Source organism: Salipaludibacillus sp. HK11 (assembly GCF_047795645.1).
GTDB lineage: Bacteria > Bacillota > Bacilli > Bacillales > Salisediminibacteriaceae > Salipaludibacillus.
In genome coordinates, this window is record NZ_CP181045.1 from 1,916,901 (window position 1) to 1,942,779 (window position 25,879).

Here is a 25,879-nt window from a genome sequence, read left to right on the forward strand (position 1 = left end):
TCAATCTTCCCTATAGTTTTGCGTGGCTTAAAATGATTGTCTAAAATATTTTTTTTGAAAGATTGTCACCCAAACCAATACCAGCAAAGGGTAACCTTTTATCTAACTCTTTGTAAAGCTCAACTATTAGTCTACGACTGTGACCGAAGTCAGTAAAAAGAATCGTCTCTGTTGAAGCGGAGAAATCAACAGCCGTCCTCATCGGACGAACCATAATTACGGTTGCTACTAAAAACACTTTTTTCTTATCTTTCACATGAATAATAATTTCTCCGTGTTCTTCTGAGACGGAGGCAACTGTATAATTGTTTTTCCTTCTAAACATTTCTTCGACGTCTTTCATTGCTTTGTCTTTCATAGATTTATAATAGTGTGTCTTAAATCTTTCATCATGATGATCATCTCTTGTTTCCGTTCCTGTACTGAATACTTTTTTAACTGATTGCATGAATCCCATCGTCTTCCACCTCCTGATACTAGAATAGCAACAAAAGAAGGAATCTACAATATAAACATGTAGTCATTGTTTTTTAGGCGCATCTCATTCGATATAGACGGCTACATTATAAGCATCCGTCAGCCTAAAGTGATTCGTCTCATCACCTAATATCATCTTACCTGATTGGCGTTCATCTGATGATTCTTCTTCGTCCGTGGTAAGGTCCCACTCTGAATTGTTATCAGAACTGAGTTGGTTAACTCCGATTGCCTCGATTAGAAGATCACTATTCTTCGGAGCATAAAGACTTACAGAATCCCCACCATCCACCGTCCAATTTGACAAAACCTCACGAGGTCTTAAGGAAAGATTGGTTCCTCTAGAACGAACTTCAACAGCAACATCATTTGGTACTAGAATTTGAAAAGATTTCATAGAATAATAATTGTTCCAATGATCTTGTATAGGTAAATCTTTAAACGTAACAAATAGTGTGTCTCCTCGTTGATTAACGCTCATATAATCATCTGTTTCACTAACACGTGAAGAGGCCTCAGGCAAAATACGTTCATTAAAAGTACCAAAAATAGTTAACTCTTGATTGTTCATTCCTTCAATAGAGACGTCACCTTGAGTTGTCTCAAACACAATTCTTTCAATTTCACTATCGACGACTTGATCAAAAGCCGGAAAATCAGTAGACACTTCTTCACTGAACAAGGACGCTGAAACCTTTTCCGTGATTCCCATGGAGCTAATAATAGCAAAAACGACTGCGACTGTTCCGAGAAAGCCAATAAAAACAATGCTGAAAACATCATATTTAAGGCTTAACTCTTGTTTTCCCCGAAAGAAAAGAAATAGAAGAATTTCTATGCCAAGAATGATTAAGATGATTGGCCACCATGACATTAAAACTGGATACAAGTCCATCCCCGTGAATGTTGAAATAAGTAGAAATACCCCCAGTAATAAAAGAGCACTCCCCATAGAAACTGTACCTACACGAAAGGTCTTCATTCTATCTCACTCCTTTTCTTCTTACTTCCAGATATCAGTTTAATTCCGCCAGCAATAAGGATAATACTTACTACGAAAATTTGAAAATACTCATAATACCACATGCTAACTTCTATTTGCATGAACTCCGCGATTTGTGGAGCTACAGCGGGGATAAACACACGATCCAATATAAAATAAGCCCCGAGTAAGATAAACCCAATACCAATCCATCGCTGATGATTGACTAAATATGGGAAGACAGGCTGATCATCAATCGCTTCTTCTTGCCGACTTGCCTTTTGTAAGCCATCAAAAAAACTATAAAACCATATGATTGGAATAAGGAAGATGAACACGCCAAGTCGAAGCAAATCTAATACATAAATAGATAACAAGAACGCCGCCATCAGTTGGATCCCTCTTCTCTGATAGCCTAGATAAAGGTGACCTGCACCAGGGAAAATCGCTAACAATGTTGCAATCACTTTGCTTTTTTGACCATCAGCACGCCGACTTTCAATATCATCTAATATTGACCGATCCTCGAGTATTTCCCCGCGCTGTTTTTTATTTAAGTGATGAACAGCATCAAAAAAACTATACACCCAAACGACAGGAAGAAAGGCCATGAAAAGTAAAAATGCATCTTGGCGCATCGCAAACGAGATAAACACAATCATAATCGCAGCTCCAATAAACGCAGTGAGAAATGTAAATCCTCGGTTCATTAACCCTAACTGAAAATGACCGACACCTGGAATAAATGATAATACGATAGTAAAGAAACGCTCAGATTCAGGACGCTGGACCTCTTCCGAAGTTAACTCTCCTACCTTGTTTTGAGAGTCTCTTCGCCCAGATGCTCGACTCATCACGATGATCGTATCGATGAAACTGACTAGATAGAAAAATACGCCTACGAATCCACCCACCAATAAAAACATCGAGATAGCACTAATAAATGCTAAACCTAATCCCCCTACCAAGGGAAGGACAGTCATAAAGAAATAAAACATCCCTCTAAAGATATTATTGTAATAAAACTGGCCGCCGCCAGGAAAAAACGATAGCAAAAATCCTACCAACGGATGTTTTTGATTTGTATTCATTGTCTTTTCCTCCTTAGTCATCCTCATTTGATCGTATAACCGCACGATTCATTATTTGTTGCGTTATCGATGGTGATTCTTCGGAAATTGTCGTCTTTTGAACTTCGTCTACATACGTTGTTATCGACTGAAATACGCCAGATGACATGAATAGAACTGTTAACGAAGCTGCTAATACATAATGAAATGCCGTTTGTTTATAGAATACTCGTTTCGTTTTTCCTGGCTTTGTTGTTTTAAAATAGATCGGTACTTCAATCTGACTCAAGACACCTTCAACAAATGATTCTTCATTTTCTACATCTGGCAGTAGGTGACTAGATTCTTCGATCACATGCAAATAAGTCTCCATACATTTTTCGCAAGTATATAAGTGTTCCTCATAGACCGCTCTTGTTTCCCATGGCAATTCATCGTTTACATAATCGAGCCAGTCTTCCTTTGTTTGATGGTTCATGAAAAATCATCCTCCTTCCAGTGCTCTCTCATCCAATTTCTTGCTCGGTGTAATTTAACACGTATCGATTTTTCATTAATTCCTTGTTCATTCGCTAATAATTTAAAACTTTTTTCTTCTATATAATAGCCATATACGACACGCCGATAGTTTTTAGGAAGTTCATCAATCCTACGGCGTACATGATGTTGCAATTCTTTCTGTATGTACTTCCCTTCAACCGAGTCTGAAGATGGTTTAACAAGTTGTAACCCAACATCCTCCTTTACATCTTCCCGCCGCCTCTGTTGCTTTCTCTTCACATCGATTGCATGATTGACTGCAATCCGTACCATCCAGGTTTTTAATCCTTTTCCTTCATACTTTGGGAGAGAGGAGTAAATCTTGATAAATACTTCTTGCGCAGCATCTTCGGCATCTTTTTCATTTCGTAGCACACCATACGTCGTTTGAAAAATGACACTTCGATACTTTTCAATCAGAACCCGAAAAGCGTGCTCATTGCCTTGTAATATTTGATTTACTAACGCAGAATCACGAATCTCTCTCCCCTCCTCTCAACCTATCACTAAATTAGACGAAGCTAATCTATGTATTGACTACAGTTATTTGAAATAAATTTAATACATTTATTCAATCTAAATATTACCATATAAAAAAAACGAAGATACCTACGTAAACGTTGGCACTTCGTCTTAATTGAAATTACATACTTAAAGTTACCTACATCGAATCTTGTCGGTACCTCATCCGTTTCTTTTTCATCTCCGTACTATCTTGATGATCTGCTGGCAACCATTTTCGAATTTGATGCATCATAAGCATCACTGGTAAAAATGCAATAGCGTAAACAATCAGTTCAGTGAAGATACGTTCAAAATAATTTAGATTGAATAATTCACCTGAAAGAGCGAGTATGAGTAACCAAGACATACCACTGAGAAACCCATACAAAAAATATTTTTCCACCCTTTCATTCTTGACGGCGTACCCAAATAACAATTGGCCAACAATGAGAACAATACTAATTGCAACTACACCTAAAATAGACATTTCCGTTGTTGCCATCGAAACGTTCGTTACATTCCACCACATGTCGAGAGACAAAAACATAAATAACATCAGACATTGCAAGGCGAAAATATGCCAGATTTTCAGGGGAAACGTACGAATACTATCATAAAATTCATCTGTTTTCTTTGTTTTCTCTTTTGAATAAACAGGTCCAGAATGATCTCTTTTATTCTTTCGATTTATATAGCTAGAAACATCCCCATTAAAATCAAGTTTCTGCTTATATATGCCATCCTCGATCAATTCAGGTCCTTGAGGATCTCTTAAAACCTTGTTTATGGCTTCGTCTGTCACTTCAACACGCAATCCGACATTAATTGCACGGTCAATCCAACTGTTCGCACCATCATCCTCTTTGAAATGGACCAAATACCACTTCTTCTCTGACCCTGCCTTAAATACAATTACAACATGAGGTATATCAAAATACACTCTAGTTCTTGGTTCAGGTCCTACTTGTGGCATATAATCACTTTGAAAAGGGGCCAATAGAACTGTTGTTATCGATGAAAAAGGAATTTCAAATGTTTCTAGAGGACGATCATTATCTTTTTGCATTAATGCTTGCCAAAGAACTTCACGATTATCATCAATTCCATATACAATATATTTGTCAAGTTTTTGGATATTTTTGTAGATTGTATAAGAAAGAAATAAAATGACACAAGATAAACTCCCCATCGCTATCAAAGCAAGCACTTCGTCCATTGTAAATGTCACAATGAATAAAATCACTCCAGCCACTGCGAAAAAAATACTGCCAGCATAATAAAATCGAATATCCCCTTTTTTCTCCATTAAATCATGCGTTTCTCCTTGTAACATCGTTTTTCACACCCCAAAAAATAAATTAAACGCTACGGTACAATTTTCCAAACAATGCTTTCTATACTATTATACGGATTACTACTTAATCAGGTTTCAACTTGTCACAACAATCTAGTATTTAACTGTTTGTCCTTATACCAAAAATAAAAGATAAAATTCGTGTTATAATATTGTATAAATTTTTAATACCAAAGGAGAATGAAATGTCTAATTACAAAATTTTATTTCTTGATATTGACGGAACAATTTTAACTCCAGATAACGAAATTCAAGACTCTACAAAGAATGCCATTAAACAAGTACAACAAAAAGGGATCATCGTTTTTCTAGCAACCGGTCGTCCTCTCCATGAAATTCTAGATATCGGTGAAGAATTACAAATTGATTCTTTCATTGGCTATAATGGTGCCTATGCCGTACATAAAGGAACCGATGTATTAAGGGAACCGATGGATAAAGAAACAATTGAGGGCTTTATAACTATCATCAAAGACAACGATCACGAAGCGGTTCTCTATACGAACGGATTGAATTTAGTAACATCAGAGAATGCCGCTTCAATAAATCAATTTAGAGATTATTTCCACCTAAAACAAACTGAACCTTACCATCCTAAACATAGCAAAGATATACTGGGCGTATCACTCATGAACATCAGTAAAAAAGATGTCCCTCTATATGAAAGTGCAGGAAACATCCACTTATCACCAATAAATGTTGAGGGTTTAAAGGAGCACGCTTATGATGTGATTCGTACAAAAGTAAATAAAGGCTTCGCAATTCAACAAGTGTTGAAAGTACTCGGATTGAAAAATGAAAATGCGATTGCTTTTGGTGATGGGATGAACGATAAAGAAATGTTGACGACTGTCGGTGAAGGATTTGCAATGGGCAACGCGCAGCCAGAACTCATCAAATACGCAAAACACCAAACAACAGAGGTTTTAAATTCAGGTGTCTTTAATGGATTGAAGAAACTAGGATTAGTTGAGTGAAATTTTGTGCACCATGAATTTCCTAGAAATGTCGCTGAGATTAAAAGGACTCCAAAATCTTGTTTGTAGCCTTTATTTTTCTCTTTTTGGAAAAGCTAAATAGGACCTCATTTTGCTGTAGTGAGATCCTGTTTGGATTTTTCTTGAAATTGTTCATTGTTGTATTTTTTCTAAACCGCCTTGCATACTGCTCATGATGCTTTCTCTTCTGCACTTTAAATCCAATCTCATCCTCACTACTGTTCAAGATGCTTCTCTTCTACACTTTAAATCCAATCTCACCTCACCCTACCGTAAAAAAGGCTCCATTTGTATTAAAAAGGAGCCTTCCAGCAAAATGAAACTTTTAAACAACTATTGGTCTTACTTATTCCCTTTCTTAGCCTTAATCAACTAAATTTATAAAGATATCTTCTTGTTCTGGTTTTTCTTCAATATAGCCACTATCATATAACCAGTCGATCGTCTCTTGCCAAGAAGCTTCATATTGACTACCAAACGCCTCGTCTTCTGTTTCCATTTTCGTCAATAAAATATCTAGGCTTTCCTCTTCCACTTCACGAATAAGCGGGAAGTTTTCTTGATCCTCATGACTGAAAAGTATATCCATGCTATCATCTGGATTGTCTTTCATGTATTCATATCCCTTTTCAGCCGCATTCCAGAAAGACTGAATCGTAGGTTGGTTTTCTTCTAACTGATCTTCATTCGTAACCATTACTAACTCATAGAAACTAGGTACACCATAATCAATTGGATTAAAGAAATGAACATCATGTCCTTGGTGTTCAAGTACGGGTACTTCGTGATTGATATATGCACCAATCACAGCATCCACATTTCCAGTGACAATCGATGAGCCAAGCTCAAATCCTACATCAATCATCTCCACTTGACCGAAATCACCACCGTCTGCAGTGACCATCGTTTCTAACAACGGTTCATTGACAGGAATTCCAGGATACCCTACTGTTTTCCCCTCTAAATCTTTCGGCGACTGAATTTCTTCATCTAAATAAACGATATGATTTAAAGGTGAGCGAACAATCGCCGCAACTGAGACAACTGGAATATCTTCATTTCGAGCAGTAATCACATCTGGTTGATATGTAATTCCTAATGTCACTTCACCTGTTGCTGCCAAATTAATTGGATCTGTCGGATTTGTTGGAAATACAATCTCAACGTCAAGTCCTTCTTCTTCAAAGTAGCCCATTTCATCGGCGACATATAAATAACTATGAACCGCATTTGGGTACCAATCGAGCATAATTTCGACTTTCTCTAATTCTACATTCTCCCCTTGAGCTACATCACCATCATTATTACCACACCCTGCCAACATCACAAGCATAAGAATTAATGCAAATTTCATTATTGTTCCCTCCATTTTGTTGATATCTTTTCACACATTTTCACAAGTAAAAATAACAAAATACCCATGATTGATAGCAATACAATTGGTGCAAATACGCCCGCCCCATCCATTTGTGTCATCATCCTTCTACTAAAATAGCCTAAACCTTTACTTGCTCCTAGCCATTCACCAATAGCCGCCCCAATCACGCTCAACGTTACCGCTACTTTCAAACCAGAATAAAAGTAAGGTAAGGCCGAAGGGACTTGTAATTTGAAAAAAATCTGGGTCTTACTTGCTCCCATCGTCCGCATTAAATCGATTAATTCTTTACTTGTCGAACGTAACCCATCGAACGTACTAACCGTAATCGGAAAAAATGTAATCAGAACCGTGACAGCAACCTTGCTCCAAATCGAATAACCAAACCAAAGCACAAAGATCGGTGCTAAGGCAATAATCGGAATCGTCTGAGAGGCAATTACTAAAGGAAAAAAAGTTCGTTCAGCAAATGCATAACGGTTCATGAATATCGCTAAAGCTCCTCCAACAATCATTGATACCATGAGACCAACAACTACTATTTGAAATGTCGCAGGTAAATGAACAATTAATAAGACTTCTCGTAATTCCCATAGCTTGACTGTAATCCCCGTGGGTGATGGCAAAATAAAAGCTTTATTATAAAGTCGTGCTCCGATTTCCCAGGCAAACAGAAGGAAAAGTACAACTATGACTGAGCTACCATAATAAAAACTAAAATTTATCAATTTTTTCATAAGAACTGTTCCTTCGCTCTCATCTTTTTAAAGAGATTTTGTTTAAGCTCCATAAAGTCCGCTTCACTACGGTGCTCCTCATTTCTAGGCCTGCTCAATGGAACATTCACTTCATCGATGTTTCCTTCTATCGGTGGATGAGTTAACATGAATATTCGATCAGAAAGAAATATCGCTTCCTCTACATCATGAGTGATAAAAATAATTGTCTTTTCCCACTCATGCCATTGTTCTAATAGCCATTCTTGCATCATAAATCGAGTCATTGAATCCAACGCACTGAATGGTTCATCCAGAAGTAAGATATCGTTTCCTCCAAGTATCGCTCGTAAAAAGGAAACACGCTGTCTCATTCCTCCTGAAAGTTGATGGGCATAGTTATTCTCTGTTCCTTCTAACCCAAATTTCTTCATGTGTTGTTTTACTAAATCACTTGCTTCTTTTTTGTCCATACCTTTAATCTCCAACGGAAGAAGCCCATTTTCTAATACGGTTCTCCATGGAAGCAGTAAATCTTGCTGAGGCATGTAACCTATTTTCCCAAGCCGATTAGCTTCTTCCTTACCTTGAATCATAATACGACCTGATTTTGGTTGTTCAAGACCGGCAGCAAGCCGAAAAAAAGTTGATTTTCCAGCTCCGCTTGGCCCTAGAATAGTGACGAATTCTTTTTCGTAGATCGATAGATTCGTTTTTTCAAAAACAGAAGTTGGTTTATTAGCATGTGAATACGTAAACGAGACGTTTTCAAACTGCAAATGAGATTGAACTTGAATTGTCGCTTTATCTCCCATCAGTCCATCGGCCACATTGCTTTGTTGTAGGACATATCCCAAAACATGTATTCAAATCGTGTCGTATTCAAGAAAATTTCTTCTAGATTTTCTAATTCATGCTCAGGCTTTCCCTCTGCCAACTCATCCAATAGTTTGATCGTCCAATCAGCCAACGCTTGAAACTCTTCATCCGCATACATGGCAACCCATTCCCCATATTTTCCTTCACGTGCACCAGGTACTTCATCAAGCGCTTTACCAATTTCAGCATAACTCCACATACATGGAAGCAAACTTGCCACTAGTTCTGCTAAACCGCCATTATTGCCGACACTGAGCATGTAATGACTATACGCCAATGTCGTCGGTGCAGGATTCGCCGTCTCAAGTTCTTCTTCAGAAATATCGAATTGCTTGGCGAAGTTACGATGAAGTTGCATTTCTGTATTCAAAGTTGAATCGAGAAGCTTAGCAAACTCCCCCATCGTCTTTACATCTTTCGCCTTCACTGCTCCCATTGCAAATAGTTTCGCATATTCGATTAAGTATAAATAATCTTGAATCATAAAAAATCGGAATTTATCCTCCGCTAATGTTCCGTCTCCAATACCTTGCACAAACGGATGGTCATGATTTTTTCTCCAAATCGGTTTAACATTTTCATATAAACGTTCACTAAATTTCATCTTTATCATCCTTTCTTTTTTCATGACACCACTCATAAATGAAGGTCATCATCACTTTTGTAAAGTCAATAAGCTGTGGAATCGACACTGATTCATTGATTCCGTGAGCATTATGTAAATCTCCTGGACCATATATTATCGTTGGAATACCTGCATTTCCAAGCCACCCACCATCCGTTACCGTCGGTGACATACTTACTTGAGGACCTGTTTTTAATACGTTCGTATGAGCAGACTTTAATGTTTGAACGATCTGTCCCTCTTCATCGAGTGCCAGGGACGGAAATATTTCTCCTTTGTCTTCAATCATCGACTTACCACCCCATGTAAAAATCGGAGGATGATCTCTCAACCACGGATCACCGTCCGCTACTTTTAATAAATGGTCTTCGACTTCCTTGGCAATATCATCATGATTTTCATCAGGATAAAAGTGAACCGTAATCCATAGCTTGCACTCATCTGCAACAAACGCAGCATGTCTTCCACCTTCAATTACTGCTGGATTAATCGTGTTCATGCCAGCAGGAAACCCAGGAAAAGATTTCGTCACTGCCCAATATTGTTCCAATTCCTTAAGGCCTTCGATCATTTTAACCATTTTTTCGATTGCACTCGCTGCGTGCAGACCACCACCTGCATGAACCATGTCTCGCCGGACTGCATCATGATAGGTTTTCGGACTTTTAACCGTTACCCATCCAGTAATGACGCCACCTTGACCCTGAATATGTAGATCACTCGTATCTACGACAACCGCACCGTCAGCCGTATACCCTCTTTCACAGCATTCCAACGTTCCAGCTTCGCCAACTTCTTCACCAACAACTGACTGAAAAATCAAGTCCCCAGGTAATTCAATCCCTTTTTCCTTCAATAGTTTAATTACAAACAAAGCTCCTGCAAGACCTGCTTTCATGTCGGCAGTCCCTCGTCCATATAACCTATCATTCTTAACACTTGGCGTGAACGGATCTGTATTCCAACCTTGCTCCTCCTCATCGACTTCTGCAACATCGATATGACCATTTACAATCAAACTCTTATGTTTGTTTGGATTTGTTCCCTTAAATGTGCCCACCACATTGGGATCTCCAGGATAAACTTCCCATTGATCAACGTCAGCTCCTAAGTTCATTAATTGCTCTGCCATAAAATCTTGCGCTTCTTTCGTGTTACGAGCTGGAGGACTAGGTGTTTGAAATCGAACTAATTTCTTCACTAATTCGATCAACTCTTCTTGTCTGTCATCGATGTCATTTAACAGTTCGTTTTGCAGTTTATTCATCTTAATTCCCCCTTTGATATTTTTTCTCGGAAGATTTTAGCGTTTGTTTGTTAATTGAATCATTGGAATAAATCTTCTCATTCTAGATCTCACTTCTCACCAAAAAAATCCACTCTGGCAAAGAGTGGACGTGTATGTAAAACAATGACAATTGCTCAAATTGAAAAATAAAATCGCCTAATAGCAATTGATTGCTCACACCACTTCCCTCCGCTAGTATTATCTAGTTCAGGTGTTAGGGTTAAGACAAACGTCTCTCTCAGCAAATCAAGCGCCCCTAGTGGTAGTTCATAAAGTTGTCAATATACACAAGGTAACACAAATTTCTGAATTTGCAAACATTCATGTGGTAAATTTGTACATAAAGATAATTGTCGATCACTTTTTGTAAGAATAAAATATTATTTTCAAATTATAATAAATCCTTCAACAATTTCAAGAAGATCATCTAGGTCAAATTCATGATCATTATCAACTATATATAAATCATAAAATAAATCATCGCGTTCCCATTGAAAAACATGGTTCACACCATCAAAATAATAGTCAACGTCAACGTGATTAATAATAAACTCTTCTGTTAACAATTTTTCGCTTTCATCAGTTATCACAGGTCTTGTAAATTCTTCACGACTCATTCCATATGATGCATTGCTTTCTCCAGTAAAAGAATGACTGTACAAAACACTCTCCCCCATATGAGCAGTTGATTCATTTTGTTCCTCCAACATTTCTTTGTACTCCTCTTGTTCATGTTTATTTACTTCCGTTTTATTCGCAAATTCAATAATATAGGATAGTGGAATATCTTCATATACATTGTTCTCGGGATTCAATACATCTGATTCTTTTATTTTTAATTTTTCTAAAATCCAGACAGTATCCCAGTCACTTGGGAGGTCGAATGAATGATAATCAAATCTATCATCGATTAATTCTAAAGGATGATCCGAAAATTTAAAATCAAATTGTTCAAGAATGGTTGGAACAAATATTATGATAATTAGTAATGCCACAGTTATCAAAGAAGCGTAATATTTTAAATAACTGTTACTATTCTTAGCAGTTTCTATACTAAGTAAAATTTTGTTCTTTTCACGATTCGTAAAATGTATGTCGCTAACGGATTGCTGCAAACTTTCTTCCATCTTTTTATCAAATTCATCCATCAAAATCACTCCTTTCAATAGATTTTCTTAAATTTTCTTTCGCTCTTGATAATCGTGATTTAATCGTATTAACATTTATTTTTAAAACTAGGCTTATTTCTATCAAACTCAATTCTTCATAATAAAATAAAATAATAACTTCACGAAATTTCAAAGGCAACTGTAAAACTTCCGTTGCCAGATTTTCGTTAACTGTTTTTTCGATTACCTTCTTTTCAGGCGTGCAATTTTCGATTGGATCTTTTATTTTTTCTCTATAAAAAATATTCTTGAAACTCCATTTCTTCAAAGAATCTTTACACTTATTAACTGTTATTTTGATTAGCCATGTTTTATAGCTACTCTCATAACGAAAGGTATGTAGATTTTTGAAGCATGATATAAATACTTCCTGAATGATATCTTCTGCAAGTTCTCGATCTTTAAGATAAAAAAAAGCGATATGTTTTAACTCAGTACCATACTCATCAAGAAGATCCTCTAAAAGGTCCTTCTCGTCTTCAGTAAAGTTTTGATTTTCATCTTCTTTTTTCATACTCGCCCCCCCTTCACTAGTATTGACGACTCACATAAGTATAAGTTCCATTTACTTATGATTCTACTATGTTCGATTGTTTAATTTTTTTGCTAGTAATGTTTTGGAAAAAAATTCTTAAACAACTCGCTTCTTAAAATTAAAAATAAATTCAACACGAAAAAAAGGACTGTGATTTTGAAATCACATCCTTTTTTATGTGTTATTTTCCAGTCCGGTCAAAATATCTCCCACTTCCGCTACAACCAGGGCATTCATAATAATCAGATGAAAGATAGAATTCACTTATTGGAATATTGAAGCCTCTCCCATGACACTCTGGACAAAGGTCTTTTTCTTTCATTAAATCTAATCTTTTTTCTTGCCTGGCAGTATTCCAATCAGAAACAGCTTGAAACAGGCCCATATATACACCTCCATTTACACTTATTATTTGGGAAATGAAGGGAATTATACATTTTATTTAAAATTTAGTCGTTTGAACTTGTCTGCTTTTTTTCATAATAGACTTCGGTATCCGTAATTCGTCTAGTTCTTTACCAGACATATTACCTACTCATTTCTCTTCATTATAAGGTATAATTAAATTGTATGGTAGAATACACGTTGAAAGGAGGCCTCATCGTAAAAAGAATAAAGCCTTTAAATTATACGGTAACTCCTTTTTTTGAATAATGAAGACTTGCTGATCTTGGTGTAATTAAAATATATAAACTCTTAAATTAAGGGTACTAATTGCCAGGTAGTTCAAATACTTGAGCCAATTTTATCAGGTATCTCTAAAATATGTAATTAAAGAGTCGAGAGTCTAAAATAAGGTAGAAATATTGTATCTATACAAGTGAGTGGCTATTATATTTGCCAAATTTTCTTTTTGCTTTATTTAGTTTTCTCGTAAAAGAGGAGAGTCAATATGAAAAATAGAAAATTATTTACTCAATCAATGATATTAATGTGGTTACATAATGGTAAATAGTAATAAGAAAAATTCCAATTTTAAAAAAGTGACTTTGCTTGCGATAACATGGCCAATTTTTATTGAGGTGTTTTTGCAAACGTTTTTACATATCTCTGATATATTTATGCTAAGTTTTATATCCGATGAAGCAGTGGCCGCTATCGGAGTAGTAAACCAAATTATGATGTTTACTTTTATTTTATTTAATTTTACAGCGATGGGCGCAGGAGTTGTTATCGCACAGTTCGTCGGTGCCAATAAGTCTAAAGAAGTTAGTATAACAGTCGCTAACTCAATTTCAATTAACCTATTATTCGGTATTTTTATTAGTGGTATCGTTGTGCTGTTTCGCCATCAATTCTTAAATTTATTTAATTTATCACCTGAACTTCTCGCTTACGCAAACATTTATATGATAATTGTCGGGGGGACATTATTTACTCAAGCGATGGTTCTGACGATCTTTTCCGCGCTTCAAGCACAAGGGTTAACGAAAGATGTAATGTATGTTGCTTTAGGTATGAATCTCCTTAATATTTTAGGTAACTATTTGTTTATTTTCGGTGCTTTTGGTGTACCCCAATTAGGTGTCACAGGTGTAGCTATTGCAACAGCTGTTTGTCGTGGCTTAGCAGTAATTGTATTATTTGTGTTGCTTTATAAACGCACAGAAATAAAAATACAGTTACAAGATTATTTCAAACCAAAAAAATACTATATGAAAAAAATTCTTGGAATAGGTGTTCCAGCAGCTGGAGAACATTTATCTCATAATTTGAGTCAACTGACGATTACTGTGTTTATTACTATGTTAGGTGCAAATGCATTAGCAACTAGAATTTACACACAAAACTTAATGAATTTCATGACAGTATTTTCGCTGTCCATTGCAAAGGGAATGCAAATTTACATCGGACAGCTCGTTGGGGCAGGAAAACTTGATGAAGCATATAAACAGATGTATAAAGGATTAAGAATAGCACTCTTGGTGGCCCTAACCGTTGGAACGATTATTGCTTTTTCCGGGAATCTTCTACTTGGATTCTTTACCAACGATGCAGAAATTATCGCATTAGGCTCTACACTCCTGTTATTAGGTGTTATTTTAGAGCCAGGAAGAACTTTCAATCTAGTTATTATTAGTTCTCTTCGAGCAGCAGGAGATGCAAAGTTTCCAGTTACGATAGGAATTCTTTCGATGTGGGGGCTTAGTGTGCCATTAGCGTATTTTTTGGGGATCTCACTCAGCTATGGGTTAATCGGTATTACAATTGCAATTATTATTGATGAATGGTTCCGAGGTTCATTGATGTTCCTCCGATGGCGCAGTAAAAAATGGAAAGAAAAGGTACTCGTTGAAGAGGTGAAAGTTGCAAAAAAAGAGAGTAGTGAAATAAGCTAAGCTCTTGGTTAAAAAGTCTTCCATTGTAGGAAAGTAAAAAATCAATTAGTTAATATTTTTGAATATTCCCTTTAAATTTTTTTAATTTATTTAAATCCTTTTTGAACATTCTCATAGGCCTTTGCATATATTGACTCGTGTAAAGGGAGGAATGATAAATATGTATCAACAGCCTTATCAAGGCATGCCAGTAGAAGGTCAACCCAATAACGAGCAGCATTTGAAAGACATGCACGACGCATGTACTCAGTATCATTTGCATTTCATTCAAATACAGATGATAGACGGAAGTATTCACGATGGCATTATTGAAGATAGTGATAACGAAGGTGTCACTTTATTAATGCCTGAAGATGATGATGCACAGCAACCATACAATGAACAACAAGGGTATCAAATGAATAATCAACCGGGTCATTTTGGCTATGGTTATGGTGGTTCTGGTTATCCTGCACCAGGTTTTGGACCTGGTTATGGTCCTGGCTATGGTATAGGTCGCCCTAGAATTCCTAGAAGATTTCGACGTTTTAGAAGAAGAAGGTACCCATTTTATGGAATTAACACACTGTTGTTCCCATTTTTTATCTAGTTAACTTGGAAAAGGCTGCTCAGTACTTACACATACTGAGCAGCCTTTCACTATAGACTAGTCTTCTATTAACACCGCAATTTTACCAAACTGTTTTGCTTCGCTTATTCTTTCCAATGCTTGTTTTGCATTTTCTAGTGAATAACTCATATCCATCACAGGTTTGATATTGTGAGTACTGATAAACTTGAGCATCTCTTGATATTCATCTTGACTTCCCATTGTACTCCCCAACAAATTGTACTGACCATAAAAAAAGCTTCGGAGATCTAGGTTAATTTCATCTCCTGCTGATGCACCGAATGTTACCATCGTTCCACCTTTGCGAAGTTGATCCAAAGATTTTTGGAATGTAGCCGCACCTACCGATTCAATAACGATATCGGCTTTCTCCCCTTCAAGTTCCTCATCCCAATTTGCTTCACTATCAATTGCTTTGTCCGCTCCTAAATTCAATGCCATCTGACGTTTTTCTTCAGATCGTGACGTAACAATCACTCTCGCCCCTATCGCCTTAGCGTACAGCAAAAGAAACGTAACTGCACCACCACCAACTCCAGGAAGTAAAACCGTATCTTCTCGCTTTACTTTAGCTCTTGTAAATAGAGCCCGATATGCGGTTAATGCTACTAAAGAGAAGACTCCCGCTTCTTCCCAAGTTAGATGCGGAGGTTTCATTTCCACATTGTCTTCTGGAATTACAATCTTTTCTGCAAAAGTTCCATGACCTGGTAAACCAACAATTCCGAAGTTTTCTGGCGGTGCATCCGTTTTATTTAACCAACCGAGGCTCGGATTAATAACCACCTCATCACCAACCGACACTTTTGTTACTCCTTCTCCGACACTTTCTACTACTCCTGCCCCATCTGATCCAATAATTAGTTCTGGGTCTGTTTCTTTATGTCTTTCTAATACAAGTAGGTCGCGGTGGTTCACACCTGCAGTTTTTAGTTTAACTAAAATTTCTCTATTCTTAGGTTGTTTCTCATCGATTTCCTGATAAGAGGTTCCACTCATTCCCTTTTTACCTTTATGAACAAATGCTTTCACTATATTTACCTCCAATTAAATGATATCATTGATGTTTCTTTCAGATGATTTTTATCCTCTTTATCCATTATACTTGATGTATAGCTAACTTCCAAAGGACAGAGGTGAGACAATTGAAACTAACGGTGGATGATTTGCCAGAAAAGGAACGCGAGATTTATTATGTGATCCAAAACCTTCCCATACTTGAAAAGCGTGTACTTTGGAAACTGATTCGTCTATCAAATAAAGACCACATTTGTCTCGTCGATCACCTCACTCCTAGCATTCATACATTAATTAATAAACAACTAGTCTCGATAAATAACACTTATAAAAGTAGGACGAAGACAAGCCTTTTTATCCTAAGGCGAAGTCCGTTTCTAATGAAAAAATTGCAAGTTTTAGGGCAAAATGACTAAATCCCAAAAGGAATGTTTACCTTAGATCCCATTCGGTAATAGTATGTACGTATCCTAAATACTATTAGAAGTTTTTCATAATATAAAGGAGGCTTTATCTATGCCATTAATGGAAATTAGTGTTATACCGGTAGGAACAGATTCAGAAAGTTTTAGCGGTGATGTGGAAAAGGCTGTATCTCTAATTGAGCAGAACGGCTTGAATTATCAAGTAACAGCTACATCAACGATTATTGAAGGAGATATAGACAAATTAATGGATGTCGCTCAAGTCATCCACATGAACGAACTTGAAAACAAAGCGAAAAGGGTCGTGACAACTATTAAGATTGATGATCGGGTAGACAAACCAATTCGTTTAAAAGATCAAGCGATGAAAGTTTCCAATTCGTAAAATGCTGAATTAGTCAAACTAAACTGTTTATCATAGACGTAAATGTCTAATGATAAACAGTTTTTATTTTCTCTTTAAAGTTTCCATTTTCATTTCTAGTAAGATAAACTACATATGTACGACGAATTTTAATTGTTGGAGAGGGTTCCTATGTTAGATCTTGAAATAACTCAGATCACTGTTGTCATTTTATGTGCTTTATTAATTGGAATTTCCAAGACTGGAATACCCACTCTAGGTATTTTTGTTGTCGCAATTATGGCTTCTATTTTTCCAGCTAGAGAATCTATTGGACTTGTTTTACCTATGCTTATTATTGGAGATCTTATTGCCGTTACTTATTATCGTAGGAATGTAAATTGGAAGATTCTAATTTCTTTAATTCCATGGGTTTTAGGCGGTTTAGCAATAGGATTCTCACTACTATTTTTTATGACTTCTAGTCGTCCTATTGAAATAATTTTGGGTGCAATTATCCTCGTTATGATTGCTCTACAATTTTCTCGCGAACGATGGGGGGCTGCTTGGATTAAAGCAATTCCTCATTCTAAGTGGTTTATTGTCGTTATGGGAACACTAGCAGGATTCACAACAATGGTTGGAAATGCCGCAGGTCCTATTATGGCATTATTCTTACTCGCCATTGCGTTACCTAAAAAACATTTCATTGGCACAGGTGCCTGGTTCTTTATATCTGTTAATTTACTTAAAGTCCCTATGTACGGAAGTTTAGGTTTGATCACACTTGATACTCTCACATTTAACGCGTGGATGATTCCTGCTATTTTAATAGGGACATATATTGGTATAACATTTTTACCTTTGATTCCACAACAAAAGTTTAATTGGATTATTTTGTTGTTATCCTTTTTGGGAGGTATGTCACTACTTATTGGACTGTCCTGATCCCAACCCTCTTTCTAGATATTCGCCGCTAACTGTTAATACATTCTCACTTATTCACATCCCTTCATCCAAAAAAAGCAGTCGCATTTGCGACTGCTTTTCATTGCAAAAACTATATATCTTAAGGTAATTTCGTTGCCCCCATCAAGAACCGATCACATTCTCGTGCAGCGCCTCTACCTTCATTTATGGCCCAGACAATTAGGCTTTGTCCACGTCTCATGTCACCTGCAGCAAATACACCTTCAACATTTGTCGTATATTTCTCGAACTCTGCTTTAACAGTTGATGTTACTTCTGTTTCAACACCTAAATCTTCAATTAATCCTTGTTCAGGTCCCGCAAAACCAATTGCTAATAACACGAGATCTGCTGGCCATACTTTTTCTGAACCAGGTATTTCTTTACGGATTCGCTGACCATCGGCAGCAAGCGTTGTTTCTACATCAATCGTATGAACTTCCTTAACATGACCATTATCATCACCGACAAATTTTGTAGTCATCACAGCATAAGCACGAGGATCTTGTCCGAACACCGCCGTCGCTTCTTTTTGACCGTATTCTACACGGTGGATAATCGGCCATTGTGGCCATGGATTGTTTTGGTCATCTCGCTCCGATCCTTTTTTCGTATAAATATCAAACTGAGTTAAGCTTTTACATCCATGTCTCAATGATGTTGATAAACAATCGGTACCTGTATCGCCTCCACCAATGACAACGACGTTTTTATCTTTAGCCGAAAGGAAATCCCCATCGTCATGACCAGAATCTAATAAGCTTTTCGTATTAGAATGGAGAAAATCCATTGCATAATGAATCCCTTTAAGTGCTCGACCATCAGCAGGAATGTTTCGATGGACTGTCGCTCCGCCACAAAGGATTGTGGCATCAAAGTTTTCATCTAATTCAATCGCGGATATATCTTTTCCTACTTCCGTATTAGTAACAAACTCGATCCCTTCTGCTTCAAGAATTTTTACGCGTCTCTCTACAACATGGTATGGCAGCTTCATTTCTGGAATTCCATATGTTAATAGTCCACCAATACGGTCATGACGTTCATAAACCGTCACAGAATGACCAGCTTTATTTAATTGAGCAGCTGCGGCAAGTCCCGCCGGACCTGAGCCTACGACAGCAACTTTTTTACCTGTACGAATTTTAGGTGGTTCAGGAACAACCCAACCTTCTTCAAAACCTTTTTCAATAATTGATCTCTCTACTGTACGGATCGCAACAGGAGGTTCATTGATTCCAAGAACACAAGCCCCTTCACAAGGAGCTGGACAGGCCATGCCCGTGAATTCGGGAAAGTTATTCATCTCGTGCTCTTTCTTCAATGCTTCTTTCCATTGTCCACGATAGACCATATCATTCCATTCCGGTATCAAGTGGTAAACTGGGCAACCAGTCGTCACACCATCAATTTCCATTCCTGTATGGCAGGTAGGAACACCACAGTCCATACAGCGAGCACCTTGCTTTTGTAATTCTTCTTCAGACATTGGCTTTGTATAATCTTCCCAATCCTTCGTTCTTTCAGAAGGGTCACGTTCAAGTTGTGACTGACGTTCATACTCCATAAAACCAGTCATTTTTCCCATGCTAGATCCCCTCCTATTCTTGTTTTTTCATATCTTTTACACTTATTTTGCTTTCTTCAAAGGCTTTCATGTCAGCATCATACTTCGATAACCCTTCATCCAGATACTGTTTGATTCGGTTTTGAATCATACGGTAATCCTTTGGAATTACTTTGATGAATTTCGGCACCAATTCATCCCAATTTTTCAGGATACGTTTCCCATTATCACTATACGTATGCTCAATATGAGCTTTAATCTTTTCGTATAACTCATCGATCTCTTCTTGATCCTCTAATGATTCTATATGGACTAACTCCTTGTTACATTTTAAATCAAACGACTCGTCTGACTCATGGAGAACATAGGCAACTCCACCGGACATACCAGCAGCAAAGTTTCGACCAGTTTCTCCTAGAATAACTACTTTACCACCTGTCATGTACTCACATGCGTGGTCTCCTACTCCTTCAACAAGTACATCCGCTCCGCTATTACGTACACAGAAACGTTCTCCAGCTATCCCATTAATATAGGCTTCACCACTAGAAGCTCCGTAAAAACACACATTTCCGACAACGATATTTTCTTCTGACTTATACGTTCGTTTTCGAGACGGACGAACGATGATTTTTCCACCGGACAATCCTTTCCCAACGTAATCATTTGCGTCACCAACAAGCTTCAGTGACATTCCATTAGGAATAAAAGCACCAAAACTTTGTCCTGCAGACCCTTTAAATGTCAATCGAATTGTATCTTCTGGAAGTCCCTCCAAACCATATCTTCTCGTTACTTCACTACCGAGTATCGTTCCTGCAACACGGTTAATATTGCGGATGGAGAACGTTCCCTTCACTGGAATTTGGTCTTCTAAAGCATCTTCACAAAACGGAATTAGTTCTTCAACATCAAGTGAACTTTCTAACCCATGATCCTGATCAGTCGTCTTAACAAGTGAAGAGTTTGAATCCAACTCAGGTTGATAAAGCAATGCAGATAAATCAATATCTTTCGCTTTCCAATGATCAATCGCATCATTTACTTCTAAAATATCCGTTCGTCCCACCATGTCATTTATCGATTTAAATCCAAGTTCAGCCATGAGCTCTCTCACTTCTTGCGCAATAAATAACATGAAGTTTTCTACATGGTCCGCTTGACCTGGAAATTTCTTTCTTAATTCAGGATCTTGTGTAGCCACTCCGACAGGGCACGTATTTAAATGACATACTCGCATCATCACACAGCCCAAAACGACTAATGGTGCAGTTGAAAATCCATATTCTTCGGCACCTAGTAAAGTAGCTACTACGACATCCCGTCCTGTCATCATTTTTCCGTCGGTTTCAACAGAAATACGGTCTCTTAATTTATTTAAAAGTAGTGTTTGATGGGTTTCGGCTAGACCAATTTCCCAAGGGAGTCCTGTGTGCTTTAAACTCGTCCTTGGTGCCGCTCCTGTTCCTCCATCATAGCCACTAATTAACACGTGATCGGCGCGTCCTTTTGCTACACCAGCAGCAATCGTACCCACTCCACTAGCGGAAACAAGCTTTACACTGACTCTTGCCTTTGGATTAGCATTTTTCAAGTTATGGATCAACTCTGCCAGATCCTCAATCGAATAAATATCGTGATGCGGCGGTGGTGAAATCAATTCCACTCCTGGGGTTGAACCGCGAACTTCAGCAACCCACGGGTACACTTTCTTCCCTGGAAGATGTCCACCTTCACCTGGCTTTGCCCCTTGGGCAATTTTAATTTGAATCTCATCAGCATTGACAAGGTAGTTACTGTTCACTCCAAAACGTCCTGATGCTACTTGTTTAATGGAGCTTCTTCTTGAGTCGCCGTTTTCATCTGGTGTAAAGCGTTTGATATCCTCTCCGCCTTCACCACTGTTACTTTTCGCACCAATTCTGTTCATCGCAATAGCCAGGGCCTCATGGGCCTCTTGACTGATCGATCCGTAAGACATAGCGCCCGTTTTAAATCTTTTGCAAATTTCTTCAACAGACTCCACTTCTTCAATCGGTATTGCATTACTTTTCTTGAACTTGAGTAATCCTCTAAGTGACTGCAAATTATTTTTCTCATCTGTTAGAAGCTTAGAATATTGCTTGAATTTATCATAGTCTTTTGATCGACATGCCGCTTGAAGAAGGTGAATCGTTCCAGGGTTATACTGGTGATCTTCTCCATTTTGCCGATATTGGAATTCATCACCAGGCTCCAACGTTTTCTGAGCTCCTCGATCGTCACCGAAAGCTACCTCATGACGCATTAACGTCTCTTTTTCAATCATATCAAGCTTTATTCCGCCAAGCGTAGAGGATGTTCTCGTAAAGTATTTATCGATCACGTCTTGGTGGATACCTACTGCCTCAAAAATTTGCGCTCCTCGATAACTTTGAATGGTTGAAATCCCCATTTTAGAAAGGATTTTAACAACACCCTCCGTGACAGATTTAATATATTTATCTACTGACATTTCAAAAGATTCACTTTCAATTTCATTGATACCAATTAAATGACGCACCGTATCAAAAGCTAAATACGGATTAATCGCTTCTGCTCCATAACCTAACAAAGCAGCAAAATGATGAACTTCCCTTGTTTCACCTGACTCAATTAATAGACTAACTTTTGTCCTCGTCCCTTGACGAATCAGGTATTGGTGTAAACCAGATACAGCTAAAAGTGATGGAATCGCTACATGATTCTCACTGATACCTCGATCTGAAAGAATCAATAACGTCGCTCCAGATTCAATTTTTTTATTCGCTTCCTCGAAAATATTGTCTAACGCTTCTTCCATTCCACCAGCGGTTTTTGCATCAAACAATATCGATAATTCAGCAGGTTTAAATCCATCTATCTTTTGGTTTCTAAGGGTTTCAAGTTGTTCATTTTTCAATATAGGTGTATCGAGCCAAATGTGTTTACAGCTCTCTGGTCGAGGATTAACAAGACTTCCTTCCGCACCTATTGTCGTACCCACTTGGGTAATTATCGCTTCCCTAATTGCATCAATCGGTGGATTCGTTACTTGCGCAAACAGTTGCTTAAAGTAATTGTATAAAAGCTGAGGCTTTTTGGATAATACGGCCAGTGGTGAGTCGTATCCCATCGATCCTACTGGGTCTTTCCCACCTAATACCAATGGCTTAATGATTTTCTGCAAATCTTCTGATGTGTAACCAAAAGCTAATTGGTAATCGACTAGTTCTTTCTCTTTGATAATGTTATCTTTATTTGGACTTTTCGCTGGTAATTCATCTAATTTTATTAAATTTTCAGTTAACCATTCACCATAAGGATGTTCATTGGCTATTTTTAATTTGATTTCTTCATCAGGAATAATTTTTCCTTGTTCTAAATCAACGAGAAGCATCTTACCTGGTTTCAATCGATCTTTATAAAGGATATCATCAGAAAAAATATCCAATGCCCCTACCTCTGAACCAAGTACAATCATGCCGTCTTTCGTCACATAGTACCTAGCAGGCCTTAAACCATTTCGATCTAAACAGGCGCCAATTTGTTTTCCATCAGTAAATGCAACAGCAGCTGGACCATCCCATGGTTCCATCAGCGTACTGTGATATTCGTAGAAATCACGTTTATCAGGATGAATCGTATCATCATTCGCCCAAGGTTCTGGGATCATCATCATCGCTGTGTGAGCTAATGATCGCCCTGATAAATGCAAAAATTCAAAGGCATTATCAAACATCGAAGAATCACTACCATTTTTATCAATCACCGGAAGAATCTTCTGCAAATCTTCATCACTAAATTGAGCAGACTGACACAGTTGCTCACGCGCCTTCATCCAATTTACGTTTCCCCGTATCGTATTGAATTCACCATTGTGAATCGTGTATCGGTTTGGATGAGATCTCTTCCAACTCGGAAATGTATTTGTACTAAATCGTGAATGGACGAAAGCCATAGCCGATTTGAAATCTCGGTGATTCAAATCAATATAAAAAGAATCCAGTTGTTCAGGAATTAGCATTCCTTTATAAACAACAGTTCTAGTTGATAAACTGCTTATATAAAAATCTTCTGCTTCGGTTGTTTTTGCAATTTCAATTTCTGTCCGTTTCCGGATGATATAAAGTCTTCTTTCAAAATCATCTTGATCTTTTATATTTTCAGACGGAAGAATAACAACTTGCCTGATAAACGGTTTCGTCTTCCTAGCATCATTACCTACAAATGACGGGTTTACCGGCACCGTACGCCAGCCAAGAACAGTCTGACCTTCCTCTTCAATAATCTTTTCAAATATCTTTCTGCTAGCTTTTCTCTCTTGCTGATCCTGAGGAAAAAAAACCATTCCAAGGCCGTATTTGCCTTCTTCAGGTAGTTCTAAATCCTCTTTATGAAATTGTTTCTCAAAAAATCGATGTGGTATTTGTGTCAATATCCCTGCACCATCTCCAGTGCTTACATCAGCTGATTGGCCACCGCGGTGCTCTAAGTTACACAATATCGTGATCGCATTTTGAACGATATCATGAGATTTTGTCCCATCAATATGTGCAATCATGCCAATCCCACATGCTTCGTGTTCATTTTCTGGGTCATATAACCCTTGTGGTAAAGGCGTTCTTGGATAAGTCATAACAACGTTCCTCCCTTAACTCGGTCATAGTGAATGTTTAAAAATCAATAAACTATTAATAGAATCCAATACACCCACAGTATTAAATATGTCGACTAGTGTACCATGAATTTAAAAACAATTCTAATTATAGCTATTGTAGATAGCTACGAATAAAATAATTTCTCTAAAAAATTCTTAGATTTTGATTATATCAGAAAAAACTTAAATCACTCATTAATATGACGAAAACTATGTAAAAAACGTGATTGAATTTCAACTTTTTTTAGACTCCCATTGTTATTTTTAATTTTGACTTCAACAAATAGTAAGGTAAAATGACCTTGAGGTGCTGCACAATGGACTTAGTTATTTGGATACTCATCGTTTCCCTATTTATATTCAGCTTTATCGGATTACTTTATCCAATAATTCCTTCCGTTCTTTTATTATGGGGGGCGATAGCACTTTATTATTTCTTTATTGATGGCGATTCGTTATCTTTCTGGACATGGGGATCGCTACTCGTTTTGACAATCCTAATCTTTCTTGCTGATTACATGGCGAGTATGTATTTTATAAAGAAATATGGTGCATCAAAAAAAGGAATGACTGCCGCAACAGTTGGACTGATAATTGGGAGCTTTGTTATTCCACCGATAGGAATATTTATCGTCCCATTTATACTCGTGTTATTGACTGAACTTTCCCAACAGCACCCTTTCAAACGGTCCTGCAAAATCGCTATCGGCACGTTACTTGGTTTTCTAACGAGTACATTTGCAAAAGGACTCATCCAGCTTGTCTTGATTATTATTTTCCTTAGTGATGTCTTTATCCTTCATTAAATAACGCATGTCTACTTTTTGTATCCTTTCCATGTTCATTTTTCTTATGATACAATAAAATTTAATATACTTACTATTGGAGGCACCATGTTAACATTTGAAGAAAAACTAACTATCATTGAATCTTTTTCTGAACTTGAACGAAAAGATGTTTCGCTTGGACGAATCAACTTTCATTACAACAATAGCTCCCTTGATAAGAAAAATGTCGTTTACCACCTTCATCCTAATGGAAATGGCTTTGTTTATGCTGGGGAATTAACCGGTTATGAAACAGATGATAAAGGCATGGTAAACATCCGGAATTTCACTGAGAAGGCCCTTCGTAATGTCTTAAAAAATGCGATTTTATCATTAACCGAAGACGAAGATGAAGACATCAGGGAAGAACCATGGATAAACAAGAACACACAGATTTTAACGTTGGTTAAAGAGATAGACATGTGGAATGTATATGCCGATGACCAATTAGATGGAACATTTACAACGTATAAAGAAGCAGCCCAATTCCTTGATGAAGAAGGTTTCACAAAAATATAAGCTATGATTCTTAATGTATAACGAAACCCCCTCAGCGTACTTGATAAGGGGGTTTCGTTGTCTTTTTTTAGTTTTAATACCTACTCGAACA

General features: G+C 37.3%; 25 protein-coding genes and 1 riboswitch. Of the genes, 8 read left to right on the forward strand and 17 right to left on the reverse strand.

Annotated elements, in window-relative coordinates:
- Window positions 1-40: 40 nt before the first annotated feature.
- The 6 genes from ACM26V_RS09495 to ACM26V_RS09520 all read right to left on the reverse strand — a co-directional run bounded on the left by ACM26V_RS09495 (window position 41) and on the right by ACM26V_RS09520 (window position 4,906).
- Window positions 41-457 carry a DUF1499 domain-containing protein gene (locus ACM26V_RS09495; RefSeq protein WP_416151177.1) on the reverse strand — a complete coding sequence of 139 codons (417 nt, stop codon included), beginning with the start codon at window positions 455-457 and terminating at the stop codon, window positions 41-43.
- 84 nt (window positions 458-541) lie between these two features.
- Window positions 542-1,459, reverse strand: coding sequence for a hypothetical protein (locus tag ACM26V_RS09500; protein WP_416151178.1), 918 nt, complete (start codon window positions 1,457-1,459; stop codon window positions 542-544).
- Entirely contained in the window at window positions 1,456-2,550 is a 1,095-nt protein-coding gene (locus ACM26V_RS09505; protein ID WP_416151179.1) for a hypothetical protein, read from the reverse strand. The genes ACM26V_RS09500 and ACM26V_RS09505 overlap by 4 nt, the downstream gene beginning before the upstream one ends.
- A gap of 13 nt (window positions 2,551-2,563) precedes the next feature.
- Complete coding sequence (locus ACM26V_RS09510; protein WP_416151180.1) at window positions 2,564-3,007, reverse strand: anti-sigma factor family protein; 444 nt, start codon at window positions 3,005-3,007, stop codon at window positions 2,564-2,566.
- Window positions 3,004-3,444, reverse strand: a complete 441-nt coding sequence (locus ACM26V_RS09515) for an RNA polymerase sigma factor (RefSeq protein WP_416151181.1) — start codon at window positions 3,442-3,444, stop codon at window positions 3,004-3,006. Before ACM26V_RS09515 ends, ACM26V_RS09510 begins: the two co-directional genes overlap by 4 nt.
- A 286-nt stretch (window positions 3,445-3,730) precedes the next feature.
- Entirely contained in the window at window positions 3,731-4,906 is a 1,176-nt protein-coding gene (locus ACM26V_RS09520; protein ID WP_416151182.1) for a hypothetical protein, read from the reverse strand.
- Window positions 4,907-5,112: 206 nt separating this feature from the next.
- Here ACM26V_RS09520 and ACM26V_RS09525 point away from each other — a divergent pair, with 206 nt between their 5' ends.
- Entirely contained in the window at window positions 5,113-5,904 is a 792-nt protein-coding gene (locus ACM26V_RS09525; RefSeq protein ID WP_416151183.1) for an HAD family hydrolase, read from the forward strand.
- A gap of 385 nt (window positions 5,905-6,289) precedes the next feature.
- On the opposite strand, the gene ACM26V_RS09530 is transcribed toward ACM26V_RS09525, so the two are convergent.
- From ACM26V_RS09530 to ACM26V_RS09565, 8 genes are all read right to left on the reverse strand, one after another.
- Complete coding sequence (locus ACM26V_RS09530) at window positions 6,290-7,279, reverse strand: ABC transporter substrate-binding protein (protein ID WP_416151184.1); 990 nt, start codon at window positions 7,277-7,279, stop codon at window positions 6,290-6,292.
- Window positions 7,279-8,040: an ABC transporter permease gene (locus ACM26V_RS09535; protein WP_416151185.1), complete on the reverse strand. Its 762-nt coding sequence runs from the start codon at window positions 8,038-8,040 to the stop codon at window positions 7,279-7,281. The genes ACM26V_RS09530 and ACM26V_RS09535 overlap by 1 nt, the downstream gene beginning before the upstream one ends.
- Complete coding sequence (locus ACM26V_RS09540; RefSeq protein WP_416151186.1) at window positions 8,037-8,849, reverse strand: ABC transporter ATP-binding protein; 813 nt, start codon at window positions 8,847-8,849, stop codon at window positions 8,037-8,039. Before ACM26V_RS09540 ends, ACM26V_RS09535 begins: the two co-directional genes overlap by 4 nt.
- A complete protein-coding gene (gene tenA, locus ACM26V_RS09545; protein ID WP_416151187.1) occupies window positions 8,834-9,502 on the reverse strand; it encodes a thiaminase II in 669 nt (222 codons plus the stop codon). The genes ACM26V_RS09540 and tenA overlap by 16 nt, the downstream gene beginning before the upstream one ends.
- Window positions 9,492-10,790, reverse strand: a complete 1,299-nt coding sequence (locus ACM26V_RS09550) for an acetylornithine deacetylase (protein WP_416151188.1) — start codon at window positions 10,788-10,790, stop codon at window positions 9,492-9,494. Before ACM26V_RS09550 ends, tenA begins: the two co-directional genes overlap by 11 nt.
- A 188-nt stretch (window positions 10,791-10,978) precedes the next feature.
- Window positions 10,979-11,079: riboswitch (TPP riboswitch) on the reverse strand.
- Window positions 11,080-11,197: 118 nt separating this feature from the next.
- Window positions 11,198-11,959, reverse strand: a complete 762-nt coding sequence (locus ACM26V_RS09555) for a hypothetical protein (RefSeq protein ID WP_416151189.1) — start codon at window positions 11,957-11,959, stop codon at window positions 11,198-11,200.
- Window positions 11,952-12,494: a sigma-70 family RNA polymerase sigma factor gene (locus ACM26V_RS09560; RefSeq protein WP_416151190.1), complete on the reverse strand. Its 543-nt coding sequence runs from the start codon at window positions 12,492-12,494 to the stop codon at window positions 11,952-11,954. The genes ACM26V_RS09555 and ACM26V_RS09560 overlap by 8 nt, the downstream gene beginning before the upstream one ends.
- A 202-nt stretch (window positions 12,495-12,696) precedes the next feature.
- On the reverse strand, window positions 12,697-12,900 hold the full coding sequence (locus ACM26V_RS09565; RefSeq protein WP_416151191.1) for a methionine aminopeptidase: 204 nt from the start codon (window positions 12,898-12,900) through the stop codon (window positions 12,697-12,699).
- A gap of 559 nt (window positions 12,901-13,459) precedes the next feature.
- On the opposite strand from ACM26V_RS09565, the gene ACM26V_RS09570 reads away from it, so the two are divergent.
- Both ACM26V_RS09570 and ACM26V_RS09575 read left to right on the forward strand, forming a co-directional pair.
- Window positions 13,460-14,854: an MATE family efflux transporter gene (locus tag ACM26V_RS09570; protein WP_416151192.1), complete on the forward strand. Its 1,395-nt coding sequence runs from the start codon at window positions 13,460-13,462 to the stop codon at window positions 14,852-14,854.
- Between the two features lie 160 nt (window positions 14,855-15,014).
- Window positions 15,015-15,443, forward strand: a complete 429-nt coding sequence (locus tag ACM26V_RS09575; RefSeq protein WP_416151193.1) for a hypothetical protein — start codon at window positions 15,015-15,017, stop codon at window positions 15,441-15,443.
- A 57-nt stretch (window positions 15,444-15,500) separates the two neighbouring features.
- On the opposite strand, the gene ACM26V_RS09580 is transcribed toward ACM26V_RS09575, so the two are convergent.
- Window positions 15,501-16,496 (reverse strand): zinc-binding dehydrogenase, encoded by a 996-nt coding sequence (locus tag ACM26V_RS09580; protein ID WP_416151195.1) that lies wholly within the window; start codon window positions 16,494-16,496, stop codon window positions 15,501-15,503.
- Window positions 16,497-16,609: 113 nt separating this feature from the next.
- Between ACM26V_RS09580 and ACM26V_RS09585 the strand changes: the two genes are divergently transcribed.
- The 3 genes from ACM26V_RS09585 (at window position 16,610) to ACM26V_RS09595 (ending at window position 18,197) form a co-directional block, all read left to right on the forward strand.
- On the forward strand, window positions 16,610-16,897 hold the full coding sequence (locus ACM26V_RS09585; RefSeq protein ID WP_416151196.1) for a hypothetical protein: 288 nt from the start codon (window positions 16,610-16,612) through the stop codon (window positions 16,895-16,897).
- A 100-nt stretch (window positions 16,898-16,997) separates the two neighbouring features.
- The gene (locus tag ACM26V_RS09590) at window positions 16,998-17,291 is read left to right on the forward strand and encodes an MTH1187 family thiamine-binding protein (RefSeq protein ID WP_416151197.1); all 294 of its coding nucleotides are present in this window, start codon (window positions 16,998-17,000) and stop codon (window positions 17,289-17,291) included.
- A 150-nt stretch (window positions 17,292-17,441) separates the two neighbouring features.
- Window positions 17,442-18,197 carry a sulfite exporter TauE/SafE family protein gene (locus ACM26V_RS09595; RefSeq protein WP_416151198.1) on the forward strand — a complete coding sequence of 252 codons (756 nt, stop codon included), beginning with the start codon at window positions 17,442-17,444 and terminating at the stop codon, window positions 18,195-18,197.
- Window positions 18,198-18,318: 121 nt separating this feature from the next.
- On the opposite strand, the gene ACM26V_RS09600 is transcribed toward ACM26V_RS09595, so the two are convergent.
- Together ACM26V_RS09600 and gltB are read right to left on the reverse strand one after the other, a co-directional pair.
- A complete protein-coding gene (locus ACM26V_RS09600; protein ID WP_416151199.1) occupies window positions 18,319-19,806 on the reverse strand; it encodes a glutamate synthase subunit beta in 1,488 nt (495 codons plus the stop codon).
- 13 nt (window positions 19,807-19,819) lie between these two features.
- Window positions 19,820-24,421 carry a glutamate synthase large subunit gene (gene gltB, locus ACM26V_RS09605; RefSeq protein ID WP_416151200.1) on the reverse strand — a complete coding sequence of 1,534 codons (4,602 nt, stop codon included), beginning with the start codon at window positions 24,419-24,421 and terminating at the stop codon, window positions 19,820-19,822.
- A 338-nt stretch (window positions 24,422-24,759) separates the two neighbouring features.
- On the opposite strand from gltB, the gene ACM26V_RS09610 reads away from it, so the two are divergent.
- Window positions 24,760-25,248, forward strand: a complete 489-nt coding sequence (locus ACM26V_RS09610) for a DUF456 domain-containing protein (protein WP_416151201.1) — start codon at window positions 24,760-24,762, stop codon at window positions 25,246-25,248.
- Between the two features lie 87 nt (window positions 25,249-25,335).
- Window positions 25,336-25,788 carry a hypothetical protein gene (locus ACM26V_RS09615; RefSeq protein ID WP_416151202.1) on the forward strand — a complete coding sequence of 151 codons (453 nt, stop codon included), beginning with the start codon at window positions 25,336-25,338 and terminating at the stop codon, window positions 25,786-25,788.
- Window positions 25,789-25,879 lie beyond the last annotated feature (91 nt).

What these genes read in the sequence shown, in the direction of transcription:
- ACM26V_RS09565 (WP_416151191.1), bottom strand. Translation starts at nt 12,900, where the DNA reads ATGGGCCTGTTTCAAGCTGTTTCTGATTGGAATACTGCCAGGCAAGAA.
- ACM26V_RS09510 (WP_416151180.1), bottom strand. Translation starts at nt 3,007, where the DNA reads ATGAACCATCAAACAAAGGAAGACTGGCTCGATTATGTAAACGATGAA.
- ACM26V_RS09530 (WP_416151184.1), bottom strand. Translation starts at nt 7,279, where the DNA reads ATGAAATTTGCATTAATTCTTATGCTTGTGATGTTGGCAGGGTGTGGT.
- gltB (WP_416151200.1), bottom strand. Translation starts at nt 24,421, where the DNA reads ATGACTTATCCAAGAACGCCTTTACCACAAGGGTTATATGACCCAGAA.
- ACM26V_RS09550 (WP_416151188.1), bottom strand. Translation starts at nt 10,790, where the DNA reads ATGAATAAACTGCAAAACGAACTGTTAAATGACATCGATGACAGACAA.
- ACM26V_RS09575 (WP_416151193.1), top strand. Translation starts at nt 15,015, where the DNA reads ATGTATCAACAGCCTTATCAAGGCATGCCAGTAGAAGGTCAACCCAAT.
- ACM26V_RS09505 (WP_416151179.1), bottom strand. Translation starts at nt 2,550, where the DNA reads ATGAATACAAATCAAAAACATCCGTTGGTAGGATTTTTGCTATCGTTT.
- ACM26V_RS09525 (WP_416151183.1), top strand. Translation starts at nt 5,113, where the DNA reads ATGTCTAATTACAAAATTTTATTTCTTGATATTGACGGAACAATTTTA.
- ACM26V_RS09595 (WP_416151198.1), top strand. Translation starts at nt 17,442, where the DNA reads ATGTTAGATCTTGAAATAACTCAGATCACTGTTGTCATTTTATGTGCT.
- ACM26V_RS09610 (WP_416151201.1), top strand. Translation starts at nt 24,760, where the DNA reads ATGGACTTAGTTATTTGGATACTCATCGTTTCCCTATTTATATTCAGC.
- ACM26V_RS09570 (WP_416151192.1), top strand. Translation starts at nt 13,460, where the DNA reads ATGGTAAATAGTAATAAGAAAAATTCCAATTTTAAAAAAGTGACTTTG.
- ACM26V_RS09535 (WP_416151185.1), bottom strand. Translation starts at nt 8,040, where the DNA reads ATGAAAAAATTGATAAATTTTAGTTTTTATTATGGTAGCTCAGTCATA.
- ACM26V_RS09495 (WP_416151177.1), bottom strand. Translation starts at nt 457, where the DNA reads ATGGGATTCATGCAATCAGTTAAAAAAGTATTCAGTACAGGAACGGAA.
- ACM26V_RS09590 (WP_416151197.1), top strand. Translation starts at nt 16,998, where the DNA reads ATGCCATTAATGGAAATTAGTGTTATACCGGTAGGAACAGATTCAGAA.
- tenA (WP_416151187.1), bottom strand. Translation starts at nt 9,502, where the DNA reads ATGAAATTTAGTGAACGTTTATATGAAAATGTTAAACCGATTTGGAGA.
- ACM26V_RS09560 (WP_416151190.1), bottom strand. Translation starts at nt 12,494, where the DNA reads ATGAAAAAAGAAGATGAAAATCAAAACTTTACTGAAGACGAGAAGGAC.
- ACM26V_RS09520 (WP_416151182.1), bottom strand. Translation starts at nt 4,906, where the DNA reads ATGTTACAAGGAGAAACGCATGATTTAATGGAGAAAAAAGGGGATATT.
- ACM26V_RS09615 (WP_416151202.1), top strand. Translation starts at nt 25,336, where the DNA reads ATGTTAACATTTGAAGAAAAACTAACTATCATTGAATCTTTTTCTGAA.
- ACM26V_RS09500 (WP_416151178.1), bottom strand. Translation starts at nt 1,459, where the DNA reads ATGAAGACCTTTCGTGTAGGTACAGTTTCTATGGGGAGTGCTCTTTTA.
- ACM26V_RS09555 (WP_416151189.1), bottom strand. Translation starts at nt 11,959, where the DNA reads ATGGATGAATTTGATAAAAAGATGGAAGAAAGTTTGCAGCAATCCGTT.
- ACM26V_RS09600 (WP_416151199.1), bottom strand. Translation starts at nt 19,806, where the DNA reads ATGGGAAAAATGACTGGTTTTATGGAGTATGAACGTCAGTCACAACTT.